General features: G+C 68.7%; 12 protein-coding genes and 1 pseudogene. 3 read left to right on the top strand and 10 right to left on the bottom strand.

Annotated elements, in window-relative coordinates:
- Positions 1-158: 158 nt before the first annotated feature.
- The gene (gene nusA, locus LDO13_RS05890) at positions 159-1,139 is read right to left on the bottom strand and encodes a transcription termination factor NusA (protein ID WP_224049097.1); all 981 of its coding nucleotides are present in this window, start codon (positions 1,137-1,139) and stop codon (positions 159-161) included.
- Complete coding sequence (gene rimP / locus LDO13_RS05885; protein ID WP_224049096.1) at positions 1,139-1,756, bottom strand: ribosome maturation factor RimP; 618 nt, start codon at positions 1,754-1,756, stop codon at positions 1,139-1,141. The genes nusA and rimP overlap by 1 nt, the downstream gene beginning before the upstream one ends.
- 114 nt (positions 1,757-1,870) lie before the next feature.
- On the opposite strand from rimP, the gene LDO13_RS05880 reads away from it, so the two are divergent.
- From LDO13_RS05880 to LDO13_RS05870, 3 genes and pseudogenes are all read left to right on the top strand, one after another.
- Positions 1,871-2,989, top strand: a complete 1,119-nt coding sequence (locus tag LDO13_RS05880; protein WP_224049095.1) for a DUF4439 domain-containing protein — start codon at positions 1,871-1,873, stop codon at positions 2,987-2,989.
- Positions 2,990-3,235: 246 nt separating this feature from the next.
- Positions 3,236-3,967: a VIT family protein gene (locus tag LDO13_RS05875; RefSeq protein ID WP_224049094.1), complete on the top strand. Its 732-nt coding sequence runs from the start codon at positions 3,236-3,238 to the stop codon at positions 3,965-3,967.
- Positions 3,968-3,994: 27 nt separating this feature from the next.
- Positions 3,995-4,879 (top strand): annotated as a pseudogene (locus LDO13_RS05870) (aminoglycoside phosphotransferase family protein); the annotation flags it as partial.
- On the opposite strand, the gene LDO13_RS05865 reads toward LDO13_RS05870, so the two are convergent.
- From LDO13_RS05865 to LDO13_RS05830, 8 genes are all read right to left on the bottom strand, one after another.
- Entirely contained in the window at positions 4,857-6,488 is a 1,632-nt protein-coding gene (locus tag LDO13_RS05865; RefSeq protein ID WP_346347031.1) for a pyridoxal-dependent decarboxylase, read from the bottom strand. The pseudogene LDO13_RS05870 and the gene LDO13_RS05865 sit on opposite strands and share 23 nt — an antisense overlap.
- Before the next feature lie 43 nt (positions 6,489-6,531).
- On the bottom strand, positions 6,532-7,326 hold the full coding sequence (locus LDO13_RS05860) for a TSUP family transporter (protein ID WP_224049092.1): 795 nt from the start codon (positions 7,324-7,326) through the stop codon (positions 6,532-6,534).
- A gap of 18 nt (positions 7,327-7,344) precedes the next feature.
- Positions 7,345-9,156: a proline--tRNA ligase gene (locus tag LDO13_RS05855; RefSeq protein ID WP_224049091.1), complete on the bottom strand. Its 1,812-nt coding sequence runs from the start codon at positions 9,154-9,156 to the stop codon at positions 7,345-7,347.
- Between the two features lie 524 nt (positions 9,157-9,680).
- Positions 9,681-10,568, bottom strand: coding sequence for a DUF4081 domain-containing GNAT family N-acetyltransferase (locus LDO13_RS05850; RefSeq protein ID WP_224049687.1), 888 nt, complete (start codon positions 10,566-10,568; stop codon positions 9,681-9,683).
- On the bottom strand, positions 10,531-11,697 hold the full coding sequence (gene ispG / locus LDO13_RS05845; RefSeq protein ID WP_224049090.1) for a flavodoxin-dependent (E)-4-hydroxy-3-methylbut-2-enyl-diphosphate synthase: 1,167 nt from the start codon (positions 11,695-11,697) through the stop codon (positions 10,531-10,533). The genes LDO13_RS05850 and ispG overlap by 38 nt, the downstream gene beginning before the upstream one ends.
- A gap of 38 nt (positions 11,698-11,735) precedes the next feature.
- A complete protein-coding gene (locus LDO13_RS05840) occupies positions 11,736-12,029 on the bottom strand; it encodes a YciI family protein (RefSeq protein ID WP_224049089.1) in 294 nt (97 codons plus the stop codon).
- A gap of 100 nt (positions 12,030-12,129) precedes the next feature.
- On the bottom strand, positions 12,130-12,615 hold the full coding sequence (locus tag LDO13_RS05835) for a hypothetical protein (protein WP_224049088.1): 486 nt from the start codon (positions 12,613-12,615) through the stop codon (positions 12,130-12,132).
- Complete coding sequence (locus LDO13_RS05830) at positions 12,591-13,379, bottom strand: MarR family transcriptional regulator (protein ID WP_346347030.1); 789 nt, start codon at positions 13,377-13,379, stop codon at positions 12,591-12,593. The genes LDO13_RS05835 and LDO13_RS05830 overlap by 25 nt, the downstream gene beginning before the upstream one ends.
- Positions 13,380-13,481: the final 102 nt, after the last annotated feature.

Below are 13,481 nucleotides of genomic sequence, written 5' to 3'. Positions count from 1 at the left end.
GAGGACACGCGGATACCGGCCGTTAGGCGCGGTCATGTCTATTCTAGCCCCTCAAGCGCCCGGCCCCCGAACTTTCGGGAACACGGACGCTGACGGGCGGGGGCCTGAACCGGGTCCCTGTTGCGGAGTCCCGGCCGTCAGGCCTGCTTCATTGGAGCCTATTTTTCGCGGGTGACCGCGGCGTCGGAGACGATGTCGATCCGCCAGCCGGTGAGCTTGGCGGCGAGGCGGGCGTTCTGGCCCTCTTTGCCGATCGCGAGCGAGAGCTGGTAGTCCGGGACCACGACGCGGGCCGAGCGGGTTGCCTCGTCGGTGATGGTGACCGAATTCACCCGGGACGGGGAGAGTGCGCTGGCGATGAACGTCGCCGGATCGTCGCTGTAGTCGACAATGTCGATCTTCTCGTCATTGAGTTCGTTCATGACAGCCCGGACGCGCGAGCCCATTTCGCCGATGCAGGCGCCCTTGGCGTTGATGCCGGGGTTGTTGGCCTTGACGGCCATCTTGGTGCGGTGGCCGGCCTCGCGGGCCAGTGCCACGATTTCCACCGAGCGGTCAGCGATTTCCGGAACTTCCATTTCGAAAAGCTTCCGCACGAGGCCCGGGTGGGACCGGGACAGCGTGATGGACGGACCCTTGGTGCCGCGGTGAACGTCGATGACGAAGGCGCGGAGCCGGTTGCCGTGGGTGTACTTCTCCCCCGGCACCTGCTCGGGCGGCGGCAGCAGTGCCTCCACCGTGCCCAGGTTGACCTGGATCATGTGCGGGTTGTTGCCCTGCTGGATGGTGCCGGCCACCAGTTCGCCCTCGCGGCCCTTGAACTGGCCCAAAACGTTGTCGTCTTCAGCGTCCCGGAGGCGCTGCAGGATGATCTGGCGTGCAGTGCTCGCCGCGATGCGCCCGAATCCCGCGGGCGTGTCTTCAAATTCGCCGATCGGGGCGCCGTCGTCGTCGATCTCGGTGGCCCAGATGGTCACGTGGCCGCTCTTGCGGTCCAGCTCGGCCCTGGCCTTCTCGAAGGCGCCGGGCGTCTTGTGGTATGCCACCAGCAGGGCCTGCTCGATGGTCGGAATCAGGAGATCCAGCGGGATTTCACGCTCACGCTCCAGGAGTCTCAGTGCGCTCATGTCAATATCCATTAGGCCTCCTCAGAAGGTCCATTGTTTGCGTTCTCCAGGCCGGCCTCTTCGAGGTGGCTGAACTCTATCTCGACTTTTCCACTGCGGATCCTGTCGAAAGGAAGCTTGATGGGCTCGCCCTGCTTGGGTTTCATACCCTTCTTCACGGTGATCTCCGGGACCAGCGTCACGCCGTCGTCGTCGACGGACTGGACCCGGCCGGTGACGTTCTCGCCCTGCAGGACATTGACCTTGACCATGCGGCCGCGGGCACGGTACCAGTGCCGCTCTTCTGTCAGTGGCCGGCCGACGCCGGGCGAGGAAACTTCCAGCTCGTAAGGGCGTGAGTCGGTGCTGGGATCGTTGTCCAGGGTGTCGGAGAGCGTCTTGGAGATCTCCGCGATGACGTCGAGGCCGACGCCGCCGGTCTCCTCCTGCGGCAGGTCCACCACAACGTGGACCACCCGGTTGGCACCGGCGACGTGAATGGAAACGTCCTCCAGATACAGACGGTTTGCCAGGACCTCGGGCTCCAGGAGGGCATGCAGCCGCTCGGCCTCGAAGTTGTGAGCGGGTGCGGCTTCAGCCTTCCCCGTCCCGGTCCGGTCTGTTGAAGTCGTGGCTTCTGCGTTGGTCATGATGCCGGCCGCCTCCCGCTAGATGATGTTGTGTGTACTAGCCTAGCGATTTTCCGGGCGCCGTGGTGCACCGGGTTCCCGGCCGGCATGCCAACCATGACAATATGGTCTGTTGTGAAAGACGACAGCAGGCAAAAGCGGAAGCGGGAGCTCATTCCCCGCATCGCACTTCTGGCCTGCCTCGCCCTGGTGGTCGTCAGCCTGGCCATGGCTTTCAGTCCCGGGAGCCCCAAAGCGCCCGCCGAACCGCCGTTTTCCGAACAGGCAAGGTCCGCCGCCCTGGCTGACACCATGCGGCTGCGGGCTGCCGGTGAGGAGCTGGAGCGGTCCACCGCGGGCGGCGGGCAGCCTGCCGTGGCGCGGACTGTGAGTTTGCTGACAAGCCAGGCCAGGGCCCTCCTGGTGCCGGGCCAGGACGGCCCGGACTCGCTTCCGGTACCGGGTTCGGCGTCAGGTGCGGCACCTTCCGAGGCTCCATCCACCCCCGCCCCGCTGCCCGCGACGGCCGCCGCGCTGTCTACCGAACTCGCGGCCAGCGCCTCACAACGGCTCGCCGATGCTGCCGTGGCCGACGGCGGCATGGCCCGGCTGCTGGCCGCCGTCGGGACCGCCCAGCTGCTCCAGGCGTCCTCGCTCGCCGCGGCCGCAGGCGCACCGGCCCCTGCCGTGCCCGACCCCGCCGCGCCCCAGCTTTCCGGCGCGTGCCCGGGACCACCGGCGTCGCCGTCGGATTCACCTTCCCCGGCTGCCGCCTCCGAGGGCCCGGACACTGGCGCGGCTACCCTGCCCGGGGCGCTGGCAGCCACGGTGCGGACCGAACTGGAAGCCGTCTACGGCTACCAGGTGGCGCTGACCAGGCTGGGTGGAGACGCGGCCGCCTCGGCGTCGGAGCAGCTCGCCCGGCATGAAGCCCTCGCCGCCGGCGCCGAAGCGCTCAGCAGGATGCACTGCGCCGCTGCCCCGGCCCGGGAAGCCGGCTACACCATGGCCCCGGCGTTCCTTGCCTCGCCCGCGGCCGGCCTCGGCGGCCTGGAAGCCTCGGCGCTGACGGTCTACGGCGACCTGGTGGCCCTGAGCGAGGGCCAGACCCGCCAGTGGGCGATCTCCGGACTCGTGGGGGCCGCCCGGCGGTCCGCACTCTGGGGCGCGGACACCGGTGCTCTCCCCGGCCTCGCCGCAGATCCGGAGGCGTTCCCGCCGCTGCCGGCTCCTTCGGTGACGCCCGGCCCGTAACCGGCTGTCTCCCACTTGCCGCGGCTCGTCCCCAGCCGCGCCCGCCCGAGGCCGCGTTGGGCAACTTTGAAGCCGGCAGGCCACTCATCCGGCCCCGGGCGCCGCGTGTCCGTGTCAATGTGCCCCGCTGGGCCGCATGCCCGGGCCTGAGGGGGTGGGGGAACCCCCGGGCCGGGGAAGCTGCGGCTTACCTTGCTTAGGCTCGTCATGCTGGCCAGCCGCAGGCACCGGTGCTTTGCTGTAGGCATGGACAGTCACGCCGCCCCCACCCAGCACGAGAACGAGCCGCACCACAACGACATTGCGCATCGCCTCAATTGGCTCCGCGCTGGCGTACTTGGCGCCAACGACGGCATCGTCTCCGTCGCCGCGATTGTGGTTGGCGTCGCCGGCGTCACCACGGACTCCGGCCCCATCCTCGTTGCCGGTGCCGCCGGCGTCGTCGGCGGGGCAATCTCGATGGCCCTGGGCGAATACGTCTCCGTGAGCAGCCAGAAGGACAGCCAGAAGGCCCTGATCGAGAAAGAACGCCGGGAACTGGCCGAACAGCCCGAGGAGGAGCTCGAGGAACTCGCCGCGATCTACCAGGGCAAGGGCCTCAGCGCCGATACGGCCCGCACCGTCGCCAAGGAGCTCACTGCCCACGATGCCCTCGGCGCCCACCTTTCCGCGGAACTGCACATTGACGAGACGGACATTGTCAGCCCGTGGCACGCCGCGTTTGCCTCAGCCGCGGCGTTCCTCATCGGCGCGATCCTCCCCATGCTTGCGATCCTGTTGCCGCCGGAGAACATCCGTGTGCCGCTGACGTTCGTCGCGGTGCTGGTCGCCCTCGCCCTGACCGGGGCCATCGGCGCCTGGATCGGCGGCGGCTCGAAGACGAAGGCGGCTGTCCGCGTGGTCATCGGCGGCGCGGCTGCGCTCATCGCGACGTTCCTCATCGGCAGCTGGCTCGGCGCCAGCGGCATCGCCGTCTGACGCGCGCCAGCCACTACGCTGGATCCGATGAGCCCGACCGCAGACGTCCCGATCCCGCCCGGCCTCAGCCGCCGCTACGGCGGCAGCGCCACCGGCCGCGACTGGCTGGCGTCGCTCCCCCGGCTGATCGAGCAGTCCCTCGACCGGTGGCAGCTCGAACCTGACCTCGCTCCCGGAGCGCTCCCCCGCAACGGCCACGGCGCCATCGTGGTCCCGGTCCGCCACAAATCCGATGCCGGCGCCGGTTCCGGCGGGGCTGCGCGCCACGCCGGGGTCCTGAAAATCGCCTATCCGCACGACGAAGCCCTGCTGGAACCGCATGCCCTGGCCCTTTGGAGCGGGCACGGGGCGGTCCGGCTGCTGGCCCACGACGCCGGGTCCGGAGCGCTGCTGCTGGAGCGCCTGGACGCCGCCCATTCCCTCCAGGACGTGCCGATGGACGTGGCCGTGCCGGTGTGGGGCGGGCTGGTCCGCCAGCTGGGCCTGGTCCCGGACGGGCGGCCGGAATGGCGCGAGTTCGTCCATGTGGCAGCCAGGGCCGAGCAGTGGAGTGATGAGCTGCCGGAGCACTGGGAACGGCTGGGCCGGCCGTTCCCGCGCTGGCTGCTGGAAGCCGCGCTGGAGGTCTGCCAGACCCGCGGGGCCGTCGGGCGCCGCTCCGGCAAGGATGTGCTGGTCCACACCGATCTGCACTACCTGAACATCCTGGCCCGGCTCCCCCGCAACGACCCCGGGGGCAGCCGTGAACCGGCCGGCGGCTGGGTGGCGATCGATCCGCAGCCCATGATCGGCGAGGCGGAGTTCGCGGTGGCGCCGTTGCTGTGGAACCGGATCCAAGAGCTGCCGCGGGCCGATCCCGCACGGGGCCTGCGGGAGCGCTGCGACGACTTCAGCAGTGCCGCCGGACTCGACGCCGAGGTCGCCCGGCAGTGGAGCCTGGCCCGCGAGGTGGAAAACGCCCTGTGGTACGCCGCGAAGCCACGCCACGAAGGCGACTTCGCCCGTTCGCTCTGGGTGGCCAGCACGCTGGCCGGCCGGACCCTGCCCGGGCTTCCCGCGCCGCACGAACTGCCGGCACCAGGGGAATCCCCCTGCTAACCCTTCTGCCGCGGACCGCTGCCAGGGCGTCGCGAACAGCATCGACGGCGACTGCAACGTCGGCGTCGTCGGTGCTCCAGTTGCTGACGGAGATCCGGAGGATGTCCCGGTCCTGCCAGCGGGAACCGGACATCCAGACCCGGCCGTCGCCGATGATCCGCGCCGTCACCGCGCGGGTGGTGGCGTCATCGCCGAAGGCCAGCGAAACCTGCGTGTAGTCGACGTCGTTGAGCACCTCGACGCCATCCAGCGCGGACAGCCGTTCCGCCAGTTGCCGGGCGCGCAGCACCAGCCCGCGGACCTGGCCCGTGACGCCGTCCCGGCCCAGCGACTTCAGCGCAGCCCACACCGGCACCCCACGGGCCCGGCGGGACAGCTCCGGCACCGACTCGAAAGGATCCGGCGCGCCGTCCGCGTCCTGGATCAGATAACTCGTGTGCAGGCCCATGGCGGCACGCAGGGCACGGGCATCGCGGACCACTGCGATCCCGCAGTCATACGGCACGTTGAGGGTCTTGTGCGCGTCGGTGCCCCACGAATCGGCCCCCTGCATCCCGGCGGTCAGGGCGGCGAGCTCCGGGACGGCCGCGGCCCAGAGTCCGAACGCGCCATCCACATGGACCCACGCGCCGCGCGCCTTTGCGACGGCGATTGCCTCGAGGAACGGATCGAAGGCGCCGGAATGCAGGTTTCCTGCCTGCAGGCAGACCAGCATCGGGGCGGGGCGTGATCCCGCGGCTGACGCTTGGTCAACGGCGCGGCCGAGGGCACGGTCCAGTTCCCACGGGTCGATGCGGCCCTGCCGGTCCGCGGGCACCACCGTGGGCCGCCCCAAACCCAGATACCGCAGGCCGACGTCAACCGAGTCGTGCCGTTCCTGTCCCACGAAGCACTGGATCCGCGGTGCCCCGGCGAGGCCGTCGCCGTCAAGGTCCCAGCCGGCGTCGGCCATCAGGCGCCAGCGCGCCGCCGCCAACCCGGCAAAGTTCGCCATCGTTGCACCGGTGGCAAACCCGACGTCCGACTCCCCGGGGAGTCCCAGCAGCTCAAGGAGCCAGCTGCCGGCGGCTTCTTCGATGGCCGCCGCGGCAGGAGACGCATAGCGGAGCACCGCGTTCTGGTCCCAGGCGCTGACAAGCCAGTCCGCGGCCAGCGCGGCCGGCAGGGTCCCGCCGATGACCCAGCCGAAGAACCGTCCCGAGGGCATGGCCATCAGCCCGGGTTCGGCCTTCGTGGCCAGGTAGTCCACCACCTCCGCCGCCGGCGTTCCGTTCCGGGGCATCGGACCGCCAAAGTCGGCCGCCAGGTCCGCAGCGCTCACGCGGGGGCCCACGTGCCGGGTTTCCTGGCTCTCCAGCCACTGCCGTGCGTGCCGGGCCGCAGCCTCCAGGGCACCGTTGTAGCGTTCTTCGGGTGCTGACATAGCTGCATGCTACGCCCGGGGACGGCGGAACAGGGAGTGGCTGCTACGCGAAGCTGTCCTGCCAGATGTCCGATCCTAGCTTGACGATGAGCGCCCCGACCACGGCCAGGAACACGATACGGATGAACTTGTTCCCCTGTTTGACGGCCGTCCGGGCGCCGAGGTAGCCGCCGGCCATGTTCGAGACGCCAAGGACCAGTCCGAGACCCCACAGCACGGCACCGTGCGGGACGAAGAACAGCAGGGCTCCGGCGTTGGTGGCCACGTTCACGATCTTGGCCTTGGCGCTGGCTTCGAGGAAGGCGTAGCCCATCGCCGAGACGAGCGCGATGATGAGGAAGGACCCGGTCCCGGGGCCGATCAGCCCGTCATAGAAGCCGATCACGCCTCCGATCAGGCACGCCACAACGTAGTGCCGGTGACCCTCGTGGCGCAGCTTGGTCAGCTGGCCGACGCTGGGCTGGAAGGCCGTGAACAGCGCGACGGCGATCAGCGCGGCCACGATGATGGGTTTGAACACACTCGCCGGCAGGTTCGCCGCGAGGACCGCCCCGCCGTAGCTGCCGGCCATGGCGATCACCGCCATGGGCAGCGCGGTGCGCAGATCCGGCCGCACCCGGCCGTAGTACGTGACCGCGCTGGTGGTGGTGCCGAAAATCGACCCCATCTTGTTGGTCGCCAGCGCCTGCACCGGGCTGATGCCCGGCACCAGCAGCATCGCCGGGAGCTGGATCAGTCCCCCGCCCCCGACGACGGCATCGACCCAGCCCGCGGCGAAGCCGGCGACCACGATCAGGATGAGGGTACTGAGCTCGATCGATTCGAGTCCGGAAACCACGCCCGCAGGTACAGCGGGCTAGTGGTTGCGGACGGCGTCGACCACATAGTCGACAGCCTTCTCAACAGGGATGTTCTCGGCGTCGCCGCTGCGGCGGTCCTTGATCTCGACGACCCCGTCCACCAGGCCGCGCCCGACGGCGAGGATGGTCGGCACGCCGACCAGCTCCGCGTCGCCGAACTTCACGCCCGGGGACACCTTGGGACGGTCGTCGTAGATCACGTCGAGGCCGGCAGCCTCGAGCTCGAGGGCCAGCTTCTCCGCGGCGGCGAAGATCTCCTCGCCGCGGCCGACGGCGACCACGTGGACGTCGGCCGGCGCGACGGCGCGCGGCCAGACGAGGCCCTTGTCGTCATGGTTGGACTCGGCCAGGGCCGCGACGGCGCGCGTGACGCCGACGCCGTAGGAACCCATGGTCACCACGACCTGCTTGCCGTTCTGGTCCAGGACCTTGAGCTCCAGGGCTTCGGCGTACTTGCGGCCGAGCTGGAAGATGTGGCCCATCTCGATGCCACGGGCGGTTTCCAGCGGGCCGGAGCCGTCGGGTGCTTCGTCGCCGGCGCGCACCTCGGTGCACTCGATGACGCCGTCCCAGCCGAAGTCGCGTCCGGCGACCAGCCCGAAGACGTGCTTGCCGGCCTCGTTGGCGCCCGTGACCCAGGCGGAGCCGCTGACGACCCGCGGGTCCACCAGGTAGAGCAGCTTGGCGGCACCCTCGGCGCCCAGCAGGGGCGCGTCCAGGGAGAGACCTGGTCCGAGGTAGCCCTTGACGATGAGGGGCTGCTTCTTGAGGTCCTCCTCACCGGCGGCCTCGAGGGTGATTTCGCCGGCGATCGGGAGGAAGGACCCGATGTTCGCTTCGACGCGCTTGAGATCCACGCCGCGGTCGCCCGGAACGCCAATGACAACAAGCTGGCGTTCGCCGGTGGGCAGGGTCACGGCAAGGACTACGTTCTTGAGCGTGTCGGCGGCCGTCCAGGCGCCGCCGTCGGCCTCGGAGCGGGGCACCAGGACGTTGGCGGCGTCCACGAGCGTCTCGATGGTGGGGGTGTCCGGGGTGTCCCGGACCTCGGCGGCAGGGGCGTTGCTGAAGTCGATGTCCGCGGGAACCACCGTGGTGACGGCCTCAACGTTGGCCGCGTAGCCGCCGGCGGAGCGGACGAAGGTGTCCTCGCCGATCTCCGTGGGGTGCAGGAATTCCTCGCTCTTGGAGCCGCCCATGGCTCCGGCGGTGGCAGACACCGGAACGACCTCGAGGCCCAGGCGTTCGAAGATCTTCAGGTACGCGCCGCGGTGCGCCTCGTAGCTGGCGTCCAGGCCGGCGTCGTCGACGTCGAAGGAGTAGGAGTCCTTCATGATGAATTCGCGGCCGCGCAGCAGGCCTGCCCGGGGACGTGCCTCGTCGCGGTACTTGTTCTGGATCTGGTAGATGCTCAGCGGCAGGTCCTTGTACGAGGAGTACAGGTCCTTGACCAGCAGGGTGAACATTTCCTCGTGCGTGGGCGCCAGCAGGTAGTCGTTACCCTTGCGGTCCTTGAGACGGAAGATGCCCTCGCCGTACTCGGTCCAGCGGTTGGTGGCTTCGTAGGGCTCCTTCGGCAGCAGCGCCGGGAAGTGCACCTCCTGGGCGCCGATGGCGGACATTTCCTCGCGGATGACCGTCTCCACCTTGCGCAGCACACTCAGCCCCAGCGGCAGCCAGGTGTAGATGCCCGGGGCGGCGCGCCTGATGTACCCGGCGCGGACCAGGAGCCTGTGGCTGGCCACCTCGGCGTCGGCGGGATCTTCACGCAGGGTGCGCAGGAACAGCTTGGAGAGTCGAAGGACCACTGGGTATCTATCCGTTTCTGGGAAGGTGCGGGGCAAAGCAGCAAAGCTGTGAATACAAGTTGTGAATACCGGCTGTGACAAAAGGCTGTGAACCAGGCGAACCGGCGTGACCGGAACAAGAGTCCACGTACTAATCTACCGTCAGCCCGGACGCAGAAGAGCCACGCCATAAACGACGGAAGCCCCTGGCCGTCTCCGGCTGGTCATCCTGTCATGACGTGGCTCTGCGGCCCCCATTACCGCCAAATCTCTGGCTGTGGACCCCTGGTGTTGCCCTAAGGGCGTCTGCTACCCCGGCTGGTACTCCCGGGGAAACACGTGCCCATGCGACACGGCTAGCTCGAACTTATGTGACACGGGGCACGAAAACAAGAGTCGGCATCCGGATATTTTTCTCATCGGCCAGTGTTACTGCTGGGGCGGGAGAATACTTCTGTCAATTGTTCGTGACCGGACAGCTGGAAGTGCCCCGGAGCCAGACGAGCACCGGAGTCAAAAAGCCCCAGGGTCAGATAGCACTGCGGTCAAAAAAGAACCGTGGCGAAGGTGCCTACCTGGCGAAAGCCCACCCGTTCGTAGGTGGCGCGCGCCCGGGCGTTGAAATTGTTCACGTAAAGGCTGGTCACCGGTGCCCGGGTCTGGGCGAGCACGACGACGGCGGCCATGTAGCCGGCGCTGAGGCCCTGGCCGCGAAGGGCCGGGTTCATCCAGACCCCCTGGACCTGCGTCACGTCCGGGGTGACCGCGCCGAGTTCGGCCTTGAACACCACGTCGCCGGCGGCGTCCAGATGGACCAGGGAATTCCCCTCGCGGATAAGGCCCTTGACCCGGCGGCTGTAGTACTCCCGGCCTCCGAGGTACGGCGAATAGCCCACTTCCTCTTCGAACATCGCGGCACACGCGGGAAGGATTTTGTCGAAATCCGCCAGCTGGCCAAAGCCCAGCCGCGGATTCGGCGCCACGGCGGGCGGCCCGGAAATCGTCATCAGCGGCTGGTCTTCGCGGATCTCATGGGCCGCCTGGCCGAACTGTTCCAGTCCGGCATACAGGGCCAGGACCGAGTCGGCGGGGCCGAAGATCGAGGCGTACCGGCGGCCCGAGCTGTGCGCCGCCAACGCCACCATGCCGGCAAGTTCCGGGTCCAGCTGCACCGGCACTAGGTTGGCGCCCGCCCAGCAGGCCCCCAGGAGGATGCCGCCGTCGAACACACCCAGGATGCTGGCGCCGCCGGCGGTGGGGGCCGCCGAACCGGCGGTCTTCAGATGGGACAGGATAAAGACATTGGCGACGGCGTCCTGCCGGGCCAGGTCCACAAGCTGGGAAGTGTCCGGTCCCCCCAGGGTCCGGACGGCGACGCCGGGAGCGGCGCCGTCCTTACGAGACGCTAACCACGGGGCTACCCTTGACAGCATCTTCGCCATCGGCCTCCCCCATCTCTTCGGCGATACGCATGGCCTCTTCGATCAGTGTCTCAACAATCTGGCTCTCGGGGACAGTCTTGATGACCTCGCCCTTCACGAAGATCTGGCCCTTGCCGTTGCCCGAGGCGACGCCCAGGTCGGCTTCGCGTGCCTCGCCCGGTCCGTTGACGACGCAGCCCATGACGGCCACACGCAGCGGGATCTCCATGCCTTCCAGCCCGGCTGTGACCTGCTCGGCGAGTGTGTAGACGTCCACCTGGGCGCGGCCGCAGGACGGGCAGGAAACGATCTCAAGCTTGCGCGGGCGCAGGTTCAGCGACTGCAGGATCTGGTTGCCGACCTTGATTTCCTCCACCGGCGGAGCGGAAAGGGACACGCGGATGGTGTCACCGATGCCGCGGGAGAGCAACGCGCCGAAGGCCGTGGCCGACTTGATGGTGCCCTGGAAGGCGGGGCCGGCCTCGGTGACGCCGAGGTGCAGCGGCCAGTCGCCCTGCTCGGCGAGCATCTCGTACGCGGCGACCATAATGACCGGGTCATTGTGCTTGACCGAGATCTTGAAGTCGTTGAAGCCGTGCTCTTCGAACAGCGAGGCTTCCCAGACGGCGGATTCCACGAGGGCTTCCGGGGTGGCCTTGCCGTACTTCTTCAGGATTCCGGGCTCCAGCGAGCCGGCGTTGATGCCGATCCGGATCGAGGTGCCATGGTCCTTCGCCGCGCGGGCGATTTCCTTGACCTGGTCATCGAACTTGCGGATGTTGCCGGGGTTCACCCGGACTGCCGCGCAGCCTGCCTCGATGGCGGCGAAGACGTACTTCGGCTGGAAGTGGATGTCCGCGATCACGGGGATCTGGGACTTCCGGGCGATGATCGGCAGCGCCTCGGCGTCGTCCGCGGAAGGGCAGGCGACGCGGACGATGTCACAGCCGGACGCCGTGAGCTCGGCGATCTGCTGCAGCGTGGCGTTGATGTCCGTGGTGGGTGTGGTGGTCATCGACTGAACACTGATCGGCGAATCGGAGCCGACGCCGACCGAGCCCACCTTGATCTGGCGGGTCTTGCGGCGCGGCGCAAGGACGGGGGGCGGTGCTGACGGCATTCCCAGGCTGACCGAGGTCACATGGACTCCTTGTATCGAGGTAGGTCTGGCGGTGTCGGTCAGGCGGCGTGGCCGGCGAGGAGGCCGGTCAGCGGGGCCCAGACCGTCGTGCGGGTGCCGGAGATGGCGCCTGCGGTGGCGAACGGATCCTGCTTGAGGACGTCGTTCAGGGCCTGCTCGTCGGCGGCCTTCAGGATGAGCAGGGCACCGGCGCCGTCACCGTAAGGGCCGCTGGCGAGCAGCGTTCCCTCCTGGGCAAGTCCTGCGGTCCATTCGCGGTGCGCGGGGCGGGTGGCGTCGCGGACCTCTGAGGATTCGGCGTCGTATACGTACTCAACAGCAAAAACAGTCATACGGATACACTATCGCCCCGGCGGCCAGGTACCCATCCGGCACCGACGAACTCCGGCCGGGGCATCCGCGCGGGCAGGTGGCTTCGGTGGCCGGGTGGAGTCAGCCCAGGAAGAACACTTTCGCCAGGGCCGCGACGCCGGCCGCCCACAGCAGGGACGTGAGGGTTCCGATGATGAACCGCTCCGCGGCAACCGGGGTCTCCTTCAGCTCGGCAAACCGGCCCAGGCCCTTGATGGCAATCACGTAGGCGATGGCGACGGGTTCGCCGGCGAGGATAGCCAGGCAGACGGCCAGCCGCTCCAGGACACCGATGATCGCGCCGCCGCGCAGGATCCGGACGCTGTTCACCGAGGCGGCCGCGGAGCCTGCTGCCAGGGCCACGGTGCCGGCGGAGGGTGTGGTTGCGGCGGGGCCAGCGGGGTCGACGGTGACGTCCGCTGCAGGATCGTTGGCCGGGTCAGTCTGGCCGGTGCCGGCGTCGGCACGGTCATCGATGGTCCGGGCGAGCCGGAAGACCAGGGCGGTGACGGGCCAGCCGACGAAGCCGGCCATGAGCAGGGTCAGGGTGATCCAGAGGGCGTCCACCGGTCTCCTTCTGTACTGTCCCGCGGGCGGGAATCCGGTTGCCGGGCCACGCCCATGTCCCGGGCCCGGCCCGCAGGCTGCTCGCCGGCGTCGCCGTTGCCGGTGATGACTCCATGGGCGAAGGACAGCAGCATTTCCGCCGCCGGCCTCGCCGCCCATTCTTCCTGCCAACCCGAGCGCAGCAGCGCACGGCTCACCGATTGTTCGGTGATTCCCAGTTCCTGGGCAGCGATTTTCTGCGTGCCGTGCGTGCCGGAGTGGCCCTGCTGCACCGAGCGCAGCACATCCACGACCTTCCATTGGGCGGCGGTCCGGTCCTGGACGAGCCGTCCGATCAGCCGCAGCACCGCCTCGGCATTGGCGCAGGCGCGGGCACCGGCTGATCTTGCGGGCGAGGGAGCAGCCTCTCCCCTGCGCAGCCCTCCGGAGACGACGGAGACCGGCACATGCGCTGACCCGGACTTTGCGTTCTCGACGGCCACGCGCGCCGCCACGAAGGCCGGCCCGGATCCTTCCCTCGCACTGGCAGGCAGCGGCAGGTCCACGGCGCCCACTCCGATTCCCACGTACCAGCGGCCGCTCCGCAGGGCGTGCAGGGCAATCTCCACGACTTCGTCCGGCCGCTCCACGACACCCTGGACCTCGTCGCCCACTGAGCGCTCGAAGCGTCCGGCCGTCGACAGGCCGGCCAACTCCGCCAGAAGCCCGGGAACACGGTCTACGTCGGCGCTGCTGCCGCGCTGGTCGATGGTCATCACGTACATAGCCCCACCTTAAGGGGCTGATCTTAGAGAATCAATCATTTTCAACTGATTCCTAAAAATAAGTCAAAATAGGCTGATCGATGTAAATCACCGTAATCCGGT

Source organism: Arthrobacter sp. NicSoilB4 (genome assembly GCF_019977335.1).
In the GTDB taxonomy this organism is placed as follows: domain Bacteria; phylum Actinomycetota; class Actinomycetes; order Actinomycetales; family Micrococcaceae; genus Arthrobacter.
The sequence above is the reverse complement of the archived record's forward strand: the minus strand, read 5'-3'. Positions and strand labels throughout refer to the sequence as shown.